Raw genomic sequence first — 17,966 nt, forward strand, 5'->3', positions numbered from 1 at the left:
ATTTGCCACACATGTTAGCCCGTCCAGTACATAAGCTGCCTAGAAGCCGGTTCGTTGTCATCGGCGGCATGCGACGCCGACGGTCGGGCGGGGCTCGCGAGGACCAGGAGCCGATCGAGATCGGCATCGGTCTGCATTACGGCGAGGTGGTCGTCGGCAACGTCGGCCATGCCCAGCGCCTCGAGTTCACGGTGCAGGGCGATGCAGTCAACATAGCCAGCCGGCTCGAACGCCTGACCCGCCATACCGGCACAAGGCTGATGCTCGGCGACGAACTGGTTCGAGCCGTGCAATCACGCGGCCATGAGCTGACCACCATCATCCAAGGTCTCCGGCCCAAGCGGACGCGCACGGTACGCGGAAGGCAACGGTCAGTCGCGATCTGGTCTGAAGGAGACAGATGACGGCCTCATCGCGCATAAAAAGGCTCATCAGCGACGGGAGACTCCCAAATCAGGGTTCCACGGAGAAAAATCTCCGCGGCTGGGAACATCGGCCTGCGGCCATTGTTGGGACGCGAGGGCTGGGTCCCGCCTGTAGCGGCGACCTCCACTCCATCCGATCCTCCCCCGGTTCGCATGCTCTGTCGCGGATGAATCCCGCTCTAGCAAGGAGCCAGACATGACCAGTTATGATGTGACGAGGCGAGAGCTGCTGGCAGGCACCGCGGTGGCTGGCGTCGCTCTTGCGGGAGTAAATCTCATGCCTGAATTCACGTCGCTGGCGGCGGCGCAAGATGCGGCGCCGGCAGCGGCTCCGCTCGATATCGTGCTGCGTGTCAACGGAACCGAGCAAAGGCTGACCCTCGACCCGCGAACGACGCTGCTCGATGCGTTGCGCGAGCACCTGCACCTCACTGGCTCGAAGAAGGGCTGCGGCCTTGGACAGTGCGGCGCGTGCACGGTGCTGATGGACGGCAAACGCGTGAAATCGTGCCTCTCGCTTGCTGCCCTAGCGGAGGGGCGTGAGATTACGACGATCGAGGGGCTGGCCCAGAGCGAAGAGCTTCACCCGCTGCAGGCGGCTTTCATCGAGCGCGATGCATTCCAGTGCGGCTATTGCACGCCCGGGCAGATCATGGCCGGCGTCGCCTGCATCGCCGAGGGCCATGCCGGCTCGCCGCAGGAAATCCGGCAATGGATGAGCGGCAATCTGTGTCGCTGCGGCGCGTATGACCATATCGTCGCGGCCATCCAGGATGCGGCGGCCGTGTCCAGCTCGGTGGGAGGAGGCTGAGTCATGCATCCGTTTATCCTCGAACGTCCGCGCGATCTCGAAGCCGCCCTGGCCTTACGCGCCCAAGCCGGGCGAAACGACGCGCCTGTCGAATATATCGCCGGCGGCACCGATATGGTGCAGCTTCTGCAGGAGTATGCCCGCCGGCCCGAGCGGCTGGTCAGTCTTGCCGGCCTCCTGGACAACCGCATCGAAGTCGGCCCGCAGGGTCTCAGGCTTGGCGGCGGAGCCACGATGGCGGAGGTGGCGGCTCACCCTGGCGTGATCGAACAGTTCCCCGTCATTTCCGAGGCGCTCCTTGAGTCGGCGAGCCCGCAGGTCCGTAATCAAGCGACCATGGGCGGCAACCTCCTGCAGCGCACGCGGTGTCCGTATTTTCGCGACGTCGGCTACGAGGCTTGCAACAAGCGCGCACCGGGCTCCGGCTGCGCTGCTATCGGCGGCGAAAACCGTTGGCATGCCGTGCTCGGCACGAGCGATAACTGCATTGCCGCCCATCCCTCCGACCTGGCGGTGGCGCTGGTGGCGCTGGACGCCGAAGTGGAGATTCGCGGCGTCGGCGGGCAACGGACTGTGCCGCTCGCCGATCTCCACCGTCTCCCCGGGGACACGCCGCATTTCGAAACAATCCTTGAACCGGGCGAAGTGATCACCGCAATCACGGTTCCGGCAAATCCGGCGGCGCGGCGCTCGCACTACCTCAAGGTGCGTGATCGTGCCTCGTTTGAGTTCGCGGTGGTCTCGGCGGCGGGGGCAATCGAGATGGACGGCAGCCGCATCCGCCAAGCGCGCGTCGCCCTCGGCGGCGTCGGCACGAAGCCTTGGCGTGTCCCGCAGGTCGAAGCGGCGCTGGCGGGCGCCAGTCTCGATTCGACGGCGCTCCAGCAGGCGGCGGCGCTTGCCGCCGAGGGTGCACAGGGACGTGGCCACAACGATTTCAAGATCGAACTGATGCAGCGCGCCATCGTCCGCGCTGTCGAAACCGCGGCTCGCGCATGACCACCGCCATCATCGGAAAGCCTCTCAGCCGCGTCGATGGGCGACAGAAGGTGACGGGCCAGGCGACCTATGCGGCCGAGTTCGATCAACCAAACCAGGCCTATGCAGCGGTCGTACGTAGCACGGTCGCAGCCGGCCGCATCGCCTCGATCGAAACGGCGGAATCAGAGCAGGCGCCGGGCATCATCGCCGTCCTCACCCATCACAATGCGCCCAAGCTGGCCTACGCTCCGCACAAGGGATTTACAGACCCAGTGGTCGGTGAGCGTCTGCACGTACTCCAGGACGACCGGGTGAACCATCAAGGCCAGCCAGTCGCACTCGTGGTCGCCGACACTCTCGAGCAGGCCGGCCACGCAGCGACGCTGGTACGGGTCACCTACGCGCCCGAAACCGGAACCACCGATGTTACCCGGGTCGAGCCGGTACTGCCCACGCAACAGAAGACCGACCAAGGCTCGACCCAGCCGCCCGAGACGCGGCGCGGCGACCATGAAAAAGCGCTGGCCGGCGCCGAAGTGAATGTCGATGAGACCTATGTGATCCCGCGCGAGAACCACAACCCGATCGAGATGCACGCCACCATCGCGGCTTGGGAGGGCGACCACCTGACGCTGTGGGACAAGTCGCAGTGGGTGCATGGCGTGGCCGATGAGATCGGCGCCGTGTTCGGCATTCCGGCCGAGAACATCCATGTCGTCTCGCCATTTGTCGGCGGCGCCTTTGGTTCGGCGCTGCGCACCTGGCCGCACGTCACCCTGGCGGCGCTCGGCGCGCGCGCAGCCGGCCGGCCGGTAAAGCTGATGCTGTCCCGGCGTGAAATGTATTACGGCGTCGGCTATCGCCCGCACACGGTCCAGCGGGTGGCGCTCGGCGCCTCGCGCGATGGCCGCCTCACGGCCATCCTGCACGATGGATACGAGGAGACGTCCAACTACGAGGAATTCTCCGAGGCGCTCCTGAGTGCAAGCCAGTTTCTCCATTCCTGCCCGAACGTCTTTACGCGCCATCGTATCGCGCCCATGAACGTGCACACTCCGACCTATATGCGCGCGCCAGGTGAGGCGAGCGGCGTGTTCGCCCTCGAAGCCGCCATGGACGAGCTGGCCGTGGCGTTGAACATCGACCCGGTCGAACTCCGGCTGCGCAACGAGCCGGAGCAGGACGAGTTCAAAAATCTGCCTTTCTCGAGCCGCTCGACCAGAGAATGCTATCGGCTCGCCGCCGGGCGCTTCGGCTGGGACCGGCGCAGCCCCGAACCGCGCTCCATGCGGGACGGCCGGTTGCTGATTGGCTGGGGTATGGCGACCGCTACCTATCCGATGAATTTCGCGCCCGCATCCGCCATGGCGCGCCTGTTGCCGGATGGCACCGCCGAGGTGGCGAGTGCCGCAAGCGACATGGGTCCGGGTACCTGGACATCGATGACGCAGGTGGCAGCCGAGGCTCTCGGTTTGCCCATTGAGCAGGTTAAGTTCAGCCTCGGCGATAGCCGGCTGCCGAAGACGCCTCCGCATGGCGGCTCGATGACAATGGCGAGCGTCGGCAGCGCCGTGCAGGCAGCCTGCCGCAAAGCGAGGGAGGATGCGCTTGCCCGCGGGGGAGCAAACGACCTCGCGGCAGCGATGCGCCGTATTGGCCAGGCGGTCGAGGCTACGGCGGACTCGGCGCCAGGTGATGCGAGCAAGCGCTTTTCCATGCACTCGTTCGGCGCCGTGTTCACGGAAGTGGCAGTCGATCCGGATCTCGGCGAGACACGCGTGCGCCGCATCGTCGGCGCTTATGGAGCCGGACGCATCGTCAACCCGAAGACCGCCCGCAGCCAGTGTGTCGGCGGCATGATCGGCGGCATCGGCATGGCGCTCATGGAGCATTCGATAGTAGACGCCCGCAACGGGCGGGTTCCGAACGCCAACTTCGCCGAATACGCGGTTCCGGTGCATGCCGACGCGCCGCCGGTGATGGACGTGATCTTCGCCGAGGAGCACGACCCTCACGTGAACCCCCTCGGCGTGAAGGGCCTCGGCGAGATCGCCATGGTCGGCGTCGCCCCGGCAATCACGAACGCAATCTTCCACGCCACCGGAAAACGCATCCGCGAGTTGCCCGTCACGCCGGACAAGCTGCTCTAAAGGAGCGCGGCACGTCGCATCAGGAGCACGCCCCGCCCCCGAATGTGGGGGCAATCGTTTCTCTCCACCCGGTAGCGTGGATCTCGCCCCGGCGATCGCAAAGAGCTGCGTCTTAAGGGTCACGCATGAATCGGGGACGCGCGCCTGCCCGGCATCGGCGAAGTGTGGAAGCCTTGAAAGAATGCTGGTTTAGGTTCGGGCAGGATGGGCTGGCGGTTGGCTACAAATTGCCCGGCTGTGACCGAGCGTCGATCAGATGCGAGCTGGTCCATTTGCCCGCTTTCTCGGACTGGTTTCCTGTTATTCGGCCAACTGCGATCGGATGCGGTCAAAAACGCATAAAAAGCCACAGCTGATCGTTGACAAGCCTGTTGCCGCAGCGTGAGAGTGACGGCGGGAACAAAGAACAGCCGGACGACGGAACCGGCGGGATCACTCGCCCGAGCAGCAGGAGGTTTCAGATGCGTTCACCCATGCCCGGTCTACGCTACGCCACGGCGGCGTTATTATTATCAGCTGGTATCTGTGCCGCCCCTGCCCTCGCGCAGGAGTCCAGCGATCCCATCAAGCTGACGCTGCACGACTGGACGGGCCAGCTGATCACCACGGAGTTGATGGGGGAAGTCCTGAAGAAGGCAGGCTACAGCGTCGAATACGTGCAAGCCGACTATCTCGCGCAATTTGCCGGTCTGGAAACCGGGGACCTTCACGTAGCCATGGAGATGTGGGAGACAACCGGCCGCGACGCCATGGATGCTTCCACTGCCACCGGCAAGACGGAAGTGTTCGGGCCGACCGGCATGAAGGCCAAGGAAGAGTGGTGGTACCCAGCTTACATGAAGGAGAAATGCCCAGGCCTGCCGAACTGGGAGGCTCTGAAGGACGAGGCCTGCGCAGAGGCGTTCTCCACGGCCGAAACCGCTCCGAAAGGACGCTATCTGGGCGGACCGGTCACCTGGGGCGGCTTCGACGACGAACGGGTCGAGGCGCTGAACCTGCCATTCGAGGTCATCCATGCCGGCACGGACGCCGCGCTCTTTGCAGAACTCGAGAGCGCCTACCAGCGGCAGGCGCCGATCCTGCTCTGGATCTACGCACCGCATTGGGCGCCGGCGAAGTACGAGGGCGAGTGGGTCGAATTCCCCGAATTTACGAAGGAATGCTACACGGACCCCGCCTGGGGCAGCAATCCCGACGCGCTCTACGACTGCGGCAAGCCCTTCGGCGAGATCTGGAAAGTCGGCTGGGTCGGCGTCAAGGACAAGTGGCCAGGCGCCTACAAGGCGGTCAGGGCCTTCACCGTCGATAATAGTGAAATGGGTAAGATGATCACTCAGGTCGACCTGGAGGGAAAGTCGGTCAGTGAGGTCGTGCAGGCCTGGATGGCCGAGAACGAGGCGCGCTGGTCGGAGTGGATCAAGAAGTAGACCTCTCGATCAACAACTCACCCGCTTGCTGCTCTGAGACAGGAATGAGTTTGCCGCAGCCGAAACTCATTTGCCGGAACGTCTGGAAGTTGTTCGGCTCGGGAGCGCAGGAGTTCATGGCCTCGCATCCCGCGCCGACCCTCGAAGAGCTGTCCGCGGCGGGCCTCGTCGGCGCCGTGCGGGACGTCAATCTCGACGTCCGCGCCGGCGAGATATTCGTCATCATGGGTCTGTCCGGATCCGGCAAGTCGACGCTGGTCCGCTGTCTTTCACGCCTGATCGAGCCCACCTCGGGCGAAATCCTTTTCAATGGGGAGAACCTGCTCGCGGCGAGCGAAGCGCGCATGATCGAGATCCGCCGCCACCAGATGGGCATGGTCTTCCAGAACTTCGCGCTCCTGCCGCACATGACAGTGGTGGCGAATGTCGCGTTCCCGCTGGAGGTCCAAGGCATCGACCGTACCTCGCGCGAAGCGCGCGCACGCCAGATGATCGAACTCGTCGGACTTTCGGGCAAGGAGGACTTCTTCCCCCGCCAGCTTTCGGGCGGCCAGCAGCAGCGAGTAGGGATCGCGCGCTCGCTCGCGGTGGAGCCGGAGCTTTGGTTCCTGGACGAGCCGTTCTCGGCGCTGGACCCCCTGATCCGTCGCGAGATGCAGGACGAGTTCATCCGCCTGCAATCCGTGCTCAAAAAGACGATCGTCTTCATCACTCACGATTTCGACGAAGCGATCCGGCTGGCCGACCGTATCGCCATCATGAAGGACGGCGCCGTCGTCCAGTCGGGCACTCCGGACGAACTGGTGCTCAGCCCCGCGACGGACTACGTCGCCGAGTTCACACGGAACGTGTCGAAGGCGAAGGTCGTCAAGGTCGCTTCGCTCATGAAACCGGCGGGTGCCGGGCTGAACGGCATCGCCATCAATGCGAAAGCCACGGTCGCCGAGGCCGCGCCACTGTTCGCCGAGGGGAATGATGTCCTGCGCGTCCAGGATGACGCAGGAAAAACGGCGGGGGCGCTGTACCGTTCGGATGTGGTCGACATGATGATGCGAGGCTGAGGCATGGCCTCTCCGGCCCCGACGATCGGCGCGGGATCCTCCCGCCTCCGCCGGATGGGCCTCGCAACAGGCACGGGAACGCTGGTGGCGTGGGTGGTTGCACTCCTTGCCTTCGGGATCGTCTGGCAGACGGCAGAACTCTATGCGTCTTGGGCGCAGGAGTATCCGAAGACGTGGATGGTGCCAGCCGCTCGCTGGGTCAGCGCCTTCATGAAGTGGCTCGTCAACGAAGCGAGCTTCGGTCTGTTCACCTTCACCGACCTGACCCGCTTCCTCGCCGCGCTTGTGGATACGCCGTACACAGCGGCCCGCAGCCTGCTGTCGAGCGGCCTGCTGTCCGGAAGGGGGTCGAGCGCTACGCAGGTGCTCCCGCCGCTGTCCTGGATCGCAGTTGTGGGCGTCGTATCGCTTCTTGGGCTTTATGCGGGAGGTGTGAAGCTGGCGCTGCTGGCCGGCGGATGCTTCCTGTTGCTGGCGGTCTTCGGGCAGTGGGACAGCGCCATGGTGACGCTCGCCTCGATCCTGGTCGCCGTGCCGATAGGCGTCATGGGAGGCCTGCTCATCGGAATCGCCGCCTATCGGTGGCCGCGCTTCGAGGAAGCCATCACGCCGCTGCTGGACCTAATGCAGACCATTCCAGTCTTCGCCTACCTGGTCCCTATCCTTGTGCTGTTCGGCTTCGGGCCGACCGCCGCGGTGATCGCCACGCTGATTTATGCCATGCCGCCGATGGTGCGCATCACCACGCTCTCGCTCCGCGGTGTCGCCCAGGAGATCATCGACCTCGGTCGCATGATCGGCTGCACACGCCGGCAGATGACATGGCGGGTGCTGGTGCCTTCCGCGCGAGAAAGCCTGATGGTAGGCGTCAACCAGGTGATCATGTTGTCGCTCAACATGGTCATCATCGCCTCCATGATCGGCGCCGGCGGCCTCGGCTTCGATGTGCTCGCTGCGCTCCGCCGCCTGCAGATCGGCGCAGGGCTCGAGGCAGGGCTGGCGATCGTGGCGCTGGCTGTGGCGCTTGATCGGCTCAGCCAGGGTTTTGCGCGGAAGCTTAGCCAGCGCAGCCCCGCCTCGGAGCAAAGGGGTTTGGTGGCGCGTCATCCCTTCACCCTGGCCGCTCTGGTTCTCATACTGGCGACGGGGCTTGTGGGCTTGGCCGTTCCCGCCGTGCAGGCCTATCCGCCAGCCCTGGAGATCTCGACCGGGACGTTCTGGGAAGAGGGCGTCAAATGGATCAACATCAACTTCTTCGACACGCTCGAGGCGCTGAAGAACGCCGTGCTTCTCAACATGCTCGTTCCCTTCAAGCGTTTCCTCGGCGAGCTTCCATGGCTGGGTGTGGTCGGCCTCCTCGCCTTTTTAGGATGGCGCCTCGGCGGGTGGCGGCTCGCGATGCTGGCCGGAGTCCTGTCGGCCCTGATCGCCGCCACGGGGCAGTGGGAGAAGGCGATGATCACCGTCTATCTCTGCGGCGTCTCCGCGGTTGCGGCCGCCTTGATCGGCATCCCGATCGGCATCGCGGCTGCCGAGAGGGATCGGCTGTGGCGATGGGTGCAGGTCGTCAGCGACACGCTGCAGACGCTGCCGTCATTCGTCTACCTGATGCCGGCCGTCATGCTGTTCCGGGTCGGCGATTTCACGGCGATGATTGCGGTGGTCGCCTATTCGCTCGTTCCGGCGGTCCGCTACACGGCGCTGGGCCTGCAGAAGGTGGACGCCGGCCTTATCGAGGCCGGTCGCGCAATGGGTTGCACGCGCTGGCAGCTGCTGACGAAGATCAAGCTCAAGCTGGCCTTGCCCGAGATCCTGCTCGGCATCAACCAGACGATCATGTTCGCGCTCTCCATGCTGGTCATCACCGCGCTGGTCGGCACGCGCGACCTGGGACAGGAGGTCTACATCGCGCTGACCAAGGCGGACACCGGACGCGGCATCGTTGCGGGGCTTGCGGTCGCGTTCATTGCCATCATCGCCGATCGGCTGATCTCGGCGGGGGCGATGCGGGCGAAGCGCAGGATGGGGCTGGTGTGATGCCCCTCCGGATTTCCGCACGCCGCTGCAGGCGGTCGCTGTCAGCGCAGCCTCATAGAACCTGCAGCACCAGGCCCCTGCTCGGAATGGTGCCCGTCTCGCCGGGCATGGATACGTAGGGCTCGGTTTCCTCGAGGCGGGCGACCACGAGAGCGCTTTCAAGCTCGGCGACCCGCGCTGCAAAACCCTCTTCCCAGATCGTGTTCTTCACCGTGAGCACCAGCACTCCGCCGGGGCGGCAAATGCGGATCAGCTCATCCATTCCCTCCGCCCCCACGTGGCCTGACGTGAAGACGCCGGCTGAAACGATGCCGGCGAACCGATCGTCGGCGAAAGGCAACGCGCCGCCCAGCGCCAGATGGTGGAGGGCGTCGTAGCATCCCTTGCGGGCGGCCTGCGCCAGCATTCCCTCTGAAATGTCGAGTGCTTCCACACGGGGATAGCCGACGATCTTCAGCCACTCGCCGATCAATCCGGTACCGGCGCCGGCGTCGAGGATGGGCGATGCGCCACGAGGGAGGTGGCGGGTAAGAAGGGCGAGGCAGATGGTTGGGTGACGATAGCCTGCCGTAGCCATGTCGGACTCGTAGGTCTCCGCCCAGCGGTCGTAGAGCGCGGCAACTTCCTTTGGCCGCTTGGCTTCATACACAGCCGCCAAAGCGCTGTCGTTACGTCCCTCTCCCATGCCGCGGCTTCTCCCTGCTCAATGCTCCGGCACCATAGCCAAACAGGTGAAAATGTGGAACCGTTCGGGTGATGTTGATCGAAGGGGATGCCATGCTCGACAAGCCCGAACTACGCGCGGCGCTCGAGGCCGTTCCGTTCCTGAGAGGATATGACGGGCCTGTCGAACGGCTGGGCGGGCTCACAAACCTGGTCTTTCGGGTCGGCGACCACTGCCTGCGCATTCCAGGCAAAGGCACGGAAGAATATATCAACCGGGCAAACGAGAAGATAGCCGCGAGCGAGGCGGCAAGGGCCGGCGTCAGCCCCGAGGTGCTGCATTTCGACGACCGGAGCGGTGTCATGGTCACGCGGTTCCTGCCCGCGGTCAAGACTATGACGCCGGAAACGTTCAGGTCGGTCGAGGGCGCACCGGGGCGTGCCGGAATGGCGTTCCGGAAGCTCCACACCTCCGGAGCGGTATTTCCGTTTCGGTTCGAGCTCTTCACAATGATCGACGGCTATCTTGGCATTCTGTCCAGCAAGGATGTCGCGCTGCCGGCGGGCTACCATGACGTGGTCCGCGAGGCGCAGAGCGTGCGCAGCGCGCTCGCAACTCACCCTGCGCCACTCACTGCCTGCCATTGCGACCCGCTGTGCGAGAATTTCCTCGACACCGGCGAGCGTATGTGGATCGTCGACTGGGAATACTCCGGGATGAACGACCCGATGTGGGATCTCGGCGACCTCTCGGTAGAAGCCGGCTTCGATGCTGCCCAGGATGAGGAAATGATCCTTGCCTATTTCGGCGGCGAACCGAGCGCCTCGGAGTTCGGCCGCATCGTCATTTACAAGGCCCTGTGCGATCTCCTGTGGACGCTCTGGGGACTCATCCAGCTCGCGAATGGCAATCCGGCCGATGATTTCCGCGCCTATGCCGACACCCGCTTCGCACGATGCAAGGCGCTGATGGAGAAGCCGGACTTTGCCCGGCACATCGAGGCCATCAGACAGGACCGCTGACGAGGCGCAGTGCCGCTTACGGCATAGCTATACCTGTCCAGGTGGCAAGCGCCTGCGACCTCGAAACCGGAACTTCACCGTCCCCCGTTCCAATGTCGATCAAGGCGGCTTCATTCGGTATCGTGCGCGCCAGCAGAGCAACCACCCCGGCTGGCCATCGACCGCGACAACAAGGGCGGCGACACCCAGGGCGTTAGATGTCGTAGATGAGGCGCGAAGCGGAAGTCATCGAGCTACGTCTCCGGCACGGTGTGAAGCAGTAGCGGACAGTCGATGGGTTGTGGCGTATGCGACTCAGGCGGAGGGCTTGGGCGTAGGGTCGGTGAGGAAGGGCATGATGTCCACGCCGTCTCCTGGAAAGACAGAGAAATGCGGGTGGTTCTCGAAGAGGCGGGCGGCGGCTTCGATGGACTGGGCCTCAACGATGATGTAGCCGCAGAAGGGGTTCACGGCGTCGGCGACGCCGTCCTTGGTCACGCGCGTCGTCTTGCCGACCATGCCGCCACGATCGGGGAACGATGCGGCATTCCTCTCCTCCCAGTCCGCCCACTGCTTCAAACCGACGGTGTCGATCGCGTCCTGCTCCGGCTTGGGCAGGCTGCGAAAGCGGGCAAGGTCTTCGGGTTTCATGGTGTAGACGGCGAGAAAGCGGGGCATGCGGCGCGCTCTTCGTGCTGGCAGAATGGCATTCGAGCCTAGACTCCCTACTGGCCGAAGTCACTCCGCTTCGCCCCCTGTAAGTGTCCGCCGCCCATCTGCATCAGATCGGGAAATCCGCTTGCGCAAAGCGGCCTCAAAGGCCTCACACCCTATGAGTTCATCTGCAAGGCATAGGCCTCTCAGCCAGAACGCTTCACACTCAATCCGCTCCAAGCAAGCCGTTCGATTGCTGGCGGGACGTCGGCATTTGGAAGCCGGACAGCCAGAATGTGTCGGCATCGAATTCAGGCGCCGGAACTGACCGCGAAAGTGTCGCGAGCTATTTAGAGTCTACGAGCAGGCAGGTGAAAATACCAACTGGAACGAGTGATTTTAGGCTTGGAGCACCGAAAGATGGAGGGCGTCCCAGCTCACCCAGAGGCGATCGTCCTGGATACGGCCCGCATCCTCAGGATCGAGATATGCCTTGAGCAGCGCGCCCTCGCCGCCAACGCGAATATCGACGGAAGTGCGGCTGCCCTTGAAGAGCCGGTTTACGATCCGGCCCTCGATCGCATTCTTGTCAGACGGCTTTTGCGGATGGCAGAGCACGTTCTCCAGACGCAGTGACGCCGTCACTTCAGAGCCGTCGGCGGGCCGGTGTCCGTGCGCGGCGCCGCGAACATCGATGCCGTTCCAGTCGATCAGGACGGAGCCGTTTTCCATGCCGCGCACGGTCCCGCCAATCAGGTTGGTATCGCCGATGAATTCGGCGACGAAGCGGCTCTGCGGGCGAAAATAGAGATCTTCGGGCGTACCGTCCTGCTCGACCTTGCCGCGGTTCATGACGATGATCCGGTCGGACATGGTCAGCGCCTCCTCCTGGTCGTGGGTGACGAAGACGAAGGTCTTTCCGGTGCGCTTCTGGATGTCCTTGAGCTCAACCTGGACCTGCCCCCGGAGCTTGGCGTCGAGTGCGCCGAGCGGCTCGTCGAGCAGCAGGAGTTTCGGATCGGGCGCAAGCGCCCGCGCCAGAGCCACGCGCTGGCGCTGGCCGCCGGAAAGCTGATCCGGCGTGCGGTCGCGAAAACCTCCGAGCTGAAGAAAATCCAGCAATTCCCCGGTACGGTCGTCAATGTCGGCCTTGGTCTTGCCCTTGAGTTCCAGGCCGAAGGCAATGTTTTGGCCGACGGTCATGTGCGGGAAGAGCGCGTAGTCCTGAAACACCATATTGACGTTGCGCCGGTTCGGCGGCAGGCGGGTGACATCTGCGCCGTCGAGGATGACGCGGCCTTCAGTCGGCATCTCGAACCCGCCAAGCACGCGAAGCGTCGTTGTCTTGCCGCAGCCCGACGGGCCCAGGAACGTCACGAATTCGCCGGCCCTGATTTTGAGGTCCAGATGGTCGACCGCTGCCACATTGCCGAATCTTTTCGTCATGTTGTCGATGTGGACGATGGTTTGCGCGTCGTTGCTCATACCGAGGTTCCCTTGTTCATCCGACGCATCGAGCGCTCCGCCCAAATGCCCAGAATGGCCGTGATGACAAGCACGACGGTCGAAATGGCGTTGATTTCCGGCGACATGCCCGAGCGCAACTTGGCGAAGATCAGCACCGGAAGGGTCGGCTGATAGCTGCCGAGGAAGAAGGAGCGGACGAAATCATCGAAGCTCAGCAGCATGCAGAAGACGCCGGCCCCGATCAGCGCCGGCTTGAGGTAGGGCAGCGTGACGCGCGAAAACGCGACGAACTGGTCAGCGCCGAGATCGCGGGCCGCTTCGATATGGCTTTGCGGCAACGTGGCCAGTCTCGCCATCACCACGAGCGCGACAAAGGGCACGTTGTGGATGGTGTGACCGAGGATGATCGCTGCCATGCCGGTGTCAAGCTGCAGGAACTGAATGTAGATACGCAGCGAAATGGCGGAGATGATGCCTGGAATGACGGCCGGCATGCAGGCTAGGGCAAAGACGATGAGCTTGCCGCGGAACTTGTGTGGGCCGAGGAATGCGGCGATCCAGGTGCCGATGACCAGAGAAAGGAGTGTCGTCGAAAGCGCGATCGCCATCGTATAGCCGAAGGCGCCCAGCACCTCGTCGCTGCGGAAGATTTCCGAATACCAGTCGAGCGTCCAGCCACGGATCGGAAAGCCGATGAATTTGGAATCCTTGAAGCCCATGGTAACCATCAGCACCAGCGGCACGAACAGATAGACGACGAACGCCCAATAGATCACCGACATCAGGATGCGGGTGTTTCTGGTCATTGCATCAATCCCTTGCCGCTGCGGCCCATCAGCTTGAGAAAGAGCCCGGCGATAACCAGCGCGCTGATCAGCATGATCGTGGAGAAGGCCGCGCCCGTCGGCCACTGGTCGCCGGCAACGTGGAAGAAGCCGGCAATGGTTTCGGCAAAGACGGTCGTGCTCGGCCCGCCAAGCAGCACAGGCGCGGCGTAGTAGCCAGTCGAAATCAAGAAGACCAGCGTGCAGCCGGAAGCGATGCCTTCCTTGGAGAGCGGCAGCGTGACCCTTCTGAAGCGCGTCCACGCCCCGGCGCCGAGGTCAGCCGCGGCCTCCAGATAGGTGTTGGGGATTTTTTCCAGCGCCGAATAGAGCGGCAGCAGCATGTAGAGCGCGGTCAGATAGACGATGCCGACGCCGAGCGAGAAGCTGGTATACATGAACGGGATCGGCCGTTCGATCAGTCCCAGCGACTTCAGGATGAGGTTCACAGCACCATTGTTGCCGAGCAGGATCATGATCGCGTAGGTGCGCACGATTTCTCCGACCCAGAACGGGATCAGGAGCAGAAGCAGGAACAGCAATTGGCTGCTGCGCTTCACATGCTTGGCCAGGAAATAGGCGACCGGATAGGTGATGATCAGCGTCGCGACCGTGAATACGACGGAGTAGGCCAGCGTCCGGAAATAGGGAACGATGAAGATGCGTTCGGCGAAGAAATTGTTCCAGTTGCGCAACGTAAGCTGCGGTTGGTAGCCGGCCGTCGGTGGGTAGGAATCGAGAAAGCTGATCCTGACCATCTGCAGGATGGGGCCGATATTGGCGAACAGGATCCAGAAGATTGGAAGGCTTGCCAGAAGGAGGAATTGCCTGCGCTGGCTTTTGAACAGGAAGCCGGTGACGGAGCCGTAGGCGCCGTTGGTCATCACCGCGCCCCAGAAGCTGCGCCGCATCGAACGCGGGACCGCGTCTCGCCCGCCGGCGCGCTGCGTATCAGTCTGTGTCATCGCAAACATTCCCGTCCGCCCCCGGCTGCTGGCTGCCGGAAGCTAACTTCAAGCGAGACCGGCCATGCACGTGCATGGCCAATCGGGAGACAGTCGGCCGGACGCCGGGCCAGGCCGACGAAGTTCGATCACGCGGCCTTGATCTCTTCGACCGCCGGGTCGACGAGCTTGTATTTCATGTCGTTCGCTTCGGCGCGGAAGAATTGCAAGCCCGCCAGTTCTACTTCCGTGAAGGAGGATGCCTTCTTTTCCAGATCGGTCAGATGCTGCTCGGCGCCGTTGATGGTCGAGATGAAGCCGGAGGTCCGTGTCATGTTAGCGCCGATTTCGGGCCGGGCCAGCAACGCGTCGAGCAGCGTATAGGCGTTGTCGGCGTTCGGCGCGTTCGCCGGAATGTTGAAGGTGTAGACAAAGCCGTAGGAGCCTTCCTTCGGGATCGTCATGGCGACCGGCAGGCCGTCCATGATGAGCTTCGAGATCGGGCCGTTCCAGGCATGCGCCAGAACGACGTCCTGATTAACGAACATCTGCTGGATCTCGGCGCCGGAATCGTAGAATTTGCGCACCATCGACTTGTTCGCGATCATGAAGTCGCGGGTTTCCTTGACGATCTCGGCAGCCTTTTCAGGATTGTCGATGTATTCGATCATGTTGCCGTCATAGCCCTTGTAGAGCATCATGACGGACATCATGTCCTGGATTATGTAGGCCGTCTGGCCTTCATACTTCTTGTCGAACATGACATCCCAGCTCTTGGCTTCCTCGGGCGTCACGATCTCGGTGTTGTATGCCAGAACCTCCGCGCCCGAGAGGATCGGCGCACCCCATTTCTGGTCCTTGATGATGGCCCAGTCGCTTTCCGAGAACACCGGGTTGATGTTGCCCCAGTTCTTCAGCCGGCCTGTATCCATCGGCGCAAGCAGGCCCGCATCGATGAATTGGAGGAAGCGGTGGCCCGCGACGGTGACGATATCGACCGTCGGGTTGGGCTGCTCGGCCGTCAACAGGTTGAACTGTTTGCCCTGGTCGTCCACCAGGCGTTCCTGGACCTGGATGCCGGTCTCCTTCTGGAACTCTTCCTTGAACTCCTTCGGAAGAAAGTTCGCATAGGTCCAGACGTTGACGACGCCGGCGGCGCGGGCCGGCGTGCCGCGAAATATGGCAGGGGCCGCAAGCACGGCGGCGCCGGCTGCGCTCGTCTTGATGAATGCGCGTCTATTGGCGGTAATTCTTGTCATTTCCGTTTCTCCCATTGCATCGAATTATGTTTCCGCCGGCCGCCTGGCGGCAGCGGCGTATCCATCGCGCGACAGCATTTTCAGTTCGTCGAGCGACATCGAGTCCAGGTCGAGCGCGCCGAGAAGCTGGTTCTCGGAAAAGAAATCCCGCCCATACAAAGCCGAAAAGATCTCGATTCCGGCCCTGTGCAGTTTGGCTGGCCTGCCGGTCAGCGCCCCGAGCTTGACAGTGGCGAGCAGACCGTAAGGCACGTCCTCGGTCACGTAACGCGAATCCGCCGTAGCGGGGCCGACGCCGCCGCGTCCCTCGCGGTGCATCTGCTGGTTCATGTTCGAAATATTGTCCACCGGCACATGGAAGGACAGATGGAAGTGCTCGAAAATCGTCCGCACCGACAGCCCCAGCACCTCGGCGATGGCCAGCCTCTCCCGGTCCAGGGCTTCGAGAAGCCGCCCTACGTTGGGGGTAACGTTGAGCCCCTGCCCCCAGCTTTCGCCGTGCTCCATGCGGGTCATGTTGCAGAGGGCAATACCGAGATGGTTCTGGGGGTTGAGGTTGCTGAGCGCGAGCGCCAGAAGTCCTTCGCGCTCCACGAAGCGGTCGCCGAAAAGCTTTCGGCAGACCGCAAGGCCTTCGGCGCTGCGCGCGGCCGGCACGGTGCAGATGTCAACCTTGCTGCGCACCGTGTTGACGCTGGCCTCGACCGGGCTTGGCCGGCGTCCGGTCGTGACTGTCGTACCCCAGGCGACGATCGGGACGACGATGCCGCGCCTGGCCAGCAGCCTGGAAAGATAAAGCGCGCCGAACGAGGCATGCGAACTGATGAGCACAACGTGATCGGACCGGATATGCGGCGCTACGGCATCCATCACGCTCTTGTGGCCATAGGCCGGCAAGGCGATCATCAGAACGTCCGTGCGCTCGGCAAGATCCTTCGCAGACGACGCCACGCCAGGCCGGAAGGTGCCCTCGACCGCACCTTTGGCGACCAGCTTCTCGCCGGCAGCCAGCCGCTTCGTCCCCTCGCCCGAAGGCGACCACAGGATCGGCCTATGGCCGGCGCTCTCGAGAAAAGCGGCAGCGCCGAACGCGATGGCGCCCGCGCCGGCGATGCCGACCGCCACGCCCTTGTCGTTCACATCCATCTCGCTTGCGCCTGCCATCTATCGTCCGTTCCCGCTGTCGAATCCATCCTTCGCAATCGGATCGCCGAGCGTGTGCATCAGCCGGTTCGCCCAGCCGAACAGTGACGCCGACAGGATCAGGTCGAGGACTTCCTCTTCCGAAAGCCCGGCATCCCGCAGTCTCCGCATGTCTTCGGGGCGGGCTTCGCTCGGTGCGCGCGACAGCCTAGTCGCGAAGTTCAGTATTGCCGCCTGTCGCTCGTCCAGTTCGGCTTCCTCGCCATCGGCGAATATTTTCGCGATGACGGTCTCGTCCTTCGTCAGCTGGTTGTAGCGGCTGGCGTGGACGGCGGCGCAGTAGATGCAGCGGTTGACGATGGAGGCGCCGACCGCCCCGAGTTCGCGCTCCGCGCGCGAAAGCCCGCCGCGTCCGTACATGATGGCATTGAAGAGCGGTGATCTTACCTTGAGTGTCTCGACGTCGTTGGCGAGTACCAGAACATAGTCGGAAACCTTGGTGTTGGACGGCGTCACCTGCAACGCTTCGAGCTGCTCGGGCGTCGCCTCCGCGAGCTCGATCGGCTTCACCCTCGGCCGCCATTCGGGCACCTGCGTTGTAAACGCGTGCAAGGCTTCGCTCATCCCTGCTCCCTCATCAACTTCAGACCGGCGATCAGCCTGATCTGGTAGGCCAGAAAGGCATTCAGTTCGGCGAGGCGCACGATATCGGCATCGCCGATGCCCGCCTGCTTCAGCGCATCGATGTCCCCCGGCCCGGCGTCCTTCGGCCTCGTCGATGCAAGGTCGGTGTAGGCGATCAGCGCGGCGATGCGACCGCTGCCCTTGAAGGCCGGATCGGCGATGCGTTCCACTTCGGCGGATGCGGATGCTTCGCGCATGAGCGCGTCGTAATGCTCGGCAAGAGCGGGATCGGCATTCAGCCTGGCTATGCGGCTTGCCAGCGCGGCCCGTTCGGCGTGCGACAAGCCGCCTGGATGCCTTGGCTTGAGCGCGGCGTCATGCGTGGCCTGGGTCATGGCGACAATCTCGGCGCGAGCGGCCAGCGCATCATGGGCGGCCTCGCCCGGAAGCACGCCGGCCTGTCTGGTCACCACATCGTTTCCTGCAATCCCTGA

At 63.5% G+C, this 17,966-nt stretch carries 17 protein-coding genes; 8 read left to right on the plus strand and 9 right to left on the minus strand.

Features of this window, described 5'->3' with window-relative positions; translation table 11 throughout:
• The first annotated feature begins 68 nt into the window (after positions 1 to 68).
• The 7 genes from MAXJ12_RS17870 to MAXJ12_RS17900 all read left to right on the plus strand — a co-directional run bounded on the left by MAXJ12_RS17870 (position 69) and on the right by MAXJ12_RS17900 (position 8,892).
• A complete protein-coding gene (locus tag MAXJ12_RS17870) occupies positions 69 to 404 on the plus strand; it encodes an adenylate/guanylate cyclase domain-containing protein (RefSeq protein ID WP_008837340.1) in 336 nt (111 codons plus the stop codon).
• A gap of 217 nt (positions 405 to 621) precedes the next feature.
• Positions 622 to 1,236: a (2Fe-2S)-binding protein gene (locus tag MAXJ12_RS17875; RefSeq protein WP_008837341.1), complete on the plus strand. Its 615-nt coding sequence runs from the start codon at positions 622 to 624 to the stop codon at positions 1,234 to 1,236.
• Positions 1,237 to 1,239: 3 nt separating this feature from the next.
• Positions 1,240 to 2,235: an FAD binding domain-containing protein gene (locus MAXJ12_RS17880; protein ID WP_008837342.1), complete on the plus strand. Its 996-nt coding sequence runs from the start codon at positions 1,240 to 1,242 to the stop codon at positions 2,233 to 2,235.
• Positions 2,232 to 4,367 (plus strand): xanthine dehydrogenase family protein molybdopterin-binding subunit, encoded by a 2,136-nt coding sequence (locus tag MAXJ12_RS17885; protein WP_008837343.1) that lies wholly within the window; start codon positions 2,232 to 2,234, stop codon positions 4,365 to 4,367. Before MAXJ12_RS17880 ends, MAXJ12_RS17885 begins: the two co-directional genes overlap by 4 nt.
• Before the next feature lie 461 nt (positions 4,368 to 4,828).
• A complete protein-coding gene (locus MAXJ12_RS17890; protein ID WP_040586677.1) occupies positions 4,829 to 5,794 on the plus strand; it encodes an ABC transporter substrate-binding protein in 966 nt (321 codons plus the stop codon).
• A 44-nt stretch (positions 5,795 to 5,838) separates the two neighbouring features.
• Positions 5,839 to 6,855, plus strand: a complete 1,017-nt coding sequence (locus MAXJ12_RS17895) for a quaternary amine ABC transporter ATP-binding protein (protein ID WP_008837345.1) — start codon at positions 5,839 to 5,841, stop codon at positions 6,853 to 6,855.
• Between the two features lie 3 nt (positions 6,856 to 6,858).
• Entirely contained in the window at positions 6,859 to 8,892 is a 2,034-nt protein-coding gene (locus tag MAXJ12_RS17900; RefSeq protein ID WP_008837346.1) for an ABC transporter permease, read from the plus strand.
• Between the two features lie 52 nt (positions 8,893 to 8,944).
• Here the strand turns inward: MAXJ12_RS17900 and MAXJ12_RS17905 are convergent, their stop codons facing one another.
• The gene (locus MAXJ12_RS17905) at positions 8,945 to 9,577 is read right to left on the minus strand and encodes a class I SAM-dependent DNA methyltransferase (protein WP_008837347.1); all 633 of its coding nucleotides are present in this window, start codon (positions 9,575 to 9,577) and stop codon (positions 8,945 to 8,947) included.
• A 71-nt stretch (positions 9,578 to 9,648) separates the two neighbouring features.
• On the opposite strand from MAXJ12_RS17905, the gene MAXJ12_RS17910 reads away from it, so the two are divergent.
• Positions 9,649 to 10,578 (plus strand): phosphotransferase family protein, encoded by a 930-nt coding sequence (locus MAXJ12_RS17910; protein ID WP_008837348.1) that lies wholly within the window; start codon positions 9,649 to 9,651, stop codon positions 10,576 to 10,578.
• A 294-nt stretch (positions 10,579 to 10,872) separates the two neighbouring features.
• Here MAXJ12_RS17910 and MAXJ12_RS17915 read toward each other — a convergent pair whose 3' ends face one another.
• From MAXJ12_RS17915 to MAXJ12_RS17950, 8 genes are all read right to left on the minus strand, one after another.
• On the minus strand, positions 10,873 to 11,235 hold the full coding sequence (locus tag MAXJ12_RS17915) for a hypothetical protein (protein WP_008837349.1): 363 nt from the start codon (positions 11,233 to 11,235) through the stop codon (positions 10,873 to 10,875).
• Positions 11,236 to 11,610: 375 nt separating this feature from the next.
• Complete coding sequence (locus MAXJ12_RS17920; RefSeq protein WP_008837350.1) at positions 11,611 to 12,696, minus strand: ABC transporter ATP-binding protein; 1,086 nt, start codon at positions 12,694 to 12,696, stop codon at positions 11,611 to 11,613.
• Complete coding sequence (locus MAXJ12_RS17925) at positions 12,693 to 13,484, minus strand: ABC transporter permease (RefSeq protein WP_008837351.1); 792 nt, start codon at positions 13,482 to 13,484, stop codon at positions 12,693 to 12,695. Before MAXJ12_RS17925 ends, MAXJ12_RS17920 begins: the two co-directional genes overlap by 4 nt.
• Positions 13,481 to 14,467 (minus strand): ABC transporter permease, encoded by a 987-nt coding sequence (locus tag MAXJ12_RS17930; RefSeq protein WP_040586729.1) that lies wholly within the window; start codon positions 14,465 to 14,467, stop codon positions 13,481 to 13,483. The genes MAXJ12_RS17925 and MAXJ12_RS17930 overlap by 4 nt, the downstream gene beginning before the upstream one ends.
• A gap of 128 nt (positions 14,468 to 14,595) precedes the next feature.
• Complete coding sequence (locus tag MAXJ12_RS17935; protein ID WP_008837353.1) at positions 14,596 to 15,705, minus strand: ABC transporter substrate-binding protein; 1,110 nt, start codon at positions 15,703 to 15,705, stop codon at positions 14,596 to 14,598.
• Between the two features lie 24 nt (positions 15,706 to 15,729).
• Positions 15,730 to 16,830 (minus strand): NAD/NADP octopine/nopaline dehydrogenase family protein, encoded by a 1,101-nt coding sequence (locus MAXJ12_RS17940; RefSeq protein WP_202946690.1) that lies wholly within the window; start codon positions 16,828 to 16,830, stop codon positions 15,730 to 15,732.
• Positions 16,831 to 16,869: 39 nt separating this feature from the next.
• Positions 16,870 to 17,472, minus strand: a complete 603-nt coding sequence (locus MAXJ12_RS17945; protein WP_008837355.1) for a peroxidase-related enzyme — start codon at positions 17,470 to 17,472, stop codon at positions 16,870 to 16,872.
• Positions 17,469 to 17,942, minus strand: coding sequence for a CMD domain-containing protein (locus tag MAXJ12_RS17950; RefSeq protein ID WP_244421514.1), 474 nt, complete (start codon positions 17,940 to 17,942; stop codon positions 17,469 to 17,471). Before MAXJ12_RS17950 ends, MAXJ12_RS17945 begins: the two co-directional genes overlap by 4 nt.
• Positions 17,943 to 17,966 lie beyond the last annotated feature (24 nt).

Origin of the sequence: Mesorhizobium alhagi CCNWXJ12-2 (genome assembly GCF_000236565.1) — a bacterium.
Lineage (GTDB): Bacteria > Pseudomonadota > Alphaproteobacteria > Rhizobiales > Rhizobiaceae > Allomesorhizobium > Allomesorhizobium alhagi.

What these genes read in the sequence shown, in the direction of transcription:
- MAXJ12_RS17925 (WP_008837351.1), bottom strand. Translation starts at nt 13,484, where the DNA reads ATGACCAGAAACACCCGCATCCTGATGTCGGTGATCTATTGGGCGTTC.
- MAXJ12_RS17910 (WP_008837348.1), top strand. Translation starts at nt 9,649, where the DNA reads ATGTTGATCGAAGGGGATGCCATGCTCGACAAGCCCGAACTACGCGCG.
- MAXJ12_RS17915 (WP_008837349.1), bottom strand. Translation starts at nt 11,235, where the DNA reads ATGCCCCGCTTTCTCGCCGTCTACACCATGAAACCCGAAGACCTTGCC.
- MAXJ12_RS17880 (WP_008837342.1), top strand. Translation starts at nt 1,240, where the DNA reads ATGCATCCGTTTATCCTCGAACGTCCGCGCGATCTCGAAGCCGCCCTG.
- MAXJ12_RS17905 (WP_008837347.1), bottom strand. Translation starts at nt 9,577, where the DNA reads ATGGGAGAGGGACGTAACGACAGCGCTTTGGCGGCTGTGTATGAAGCC.
- MAXJ12_RS17900 (WP_008837346.1), top strand. Translation starts at nt 6,859, where the DNA reads ATGGCCTCTCCGGCCCCGACGATCGGCGCGGGATCCTCCCGCCTCCGC.
- MAXJ12_RS17895 (WP_008837345.1), top strand. Translation starts at nt 5,839, where the DNA reads ATGAGTTTGCCGCAGCCGAAACTCATTTGCCGGAACGTCTGGAAGTTG.
- MAXJ12_RS17935 (WP_008837353.1), bottom strand. Translation starts at nt 15,705, where the DNA reads ATGACAAGAATTACCGCCAATAGACGCGCATTCATCAAGACGAGCGCA.
- MAXJ12_RS17870 (WP_008837340.1), top strand. Translation starts at nt 69, where the DNA reads ATGCGACGCCGACGGTCGGGCGGGGCTCGCGAGGACCAGGAGCCGATC.
- MAXJ12_RS17920 (WP_008837350.1), bottom strand. Translation starts at nt 12,696, where the DNA reads ATGAGCAACGACGCGCAAACCATCGTCCACATCGACAACATGACGAAA.
- MAXJ12_RS17890 (WP_040586677.1), top strand. Translation starts at nt 4,829, where the DNA reads ATGCGTTCACCCATGCCCGGTCTACGCTACGCCACGGCGGCGTTATTA.
- MAXJ12_RS17930 (WP_040586729.1), bottom strand. Translation starts at nt 14,467, where the DNA reads ATGACACAGACTGATACGCAGCGCGCCGGCGGGCGAGACGCGGTCCCG.
- MAXJ12_RS17875 (WP_008837341.1), top strand. Translation starts at nt 622, where the DNA reads ATGACCAGTTATGATGTGACGAGGCGAGAGCTGCTGGCAGGCACCGCG.
- MAXJ12_RS17885 (WP_008837343.1), top strand. Translation starts at nt 2,232, where the DNA reads ATGACCACCGCCATCATCGGAAAGCCTCTCAGCCGCGTCGATGGGCGA.
- MAXJ12_RS17945 (WP_008837355.1), bottom strand. Translation starts at nt 17,472, where the DNA reads ATGAGCGAAGCCTTGCACGCGTTTACAACGCAGGTGCCCGAATGGCGG.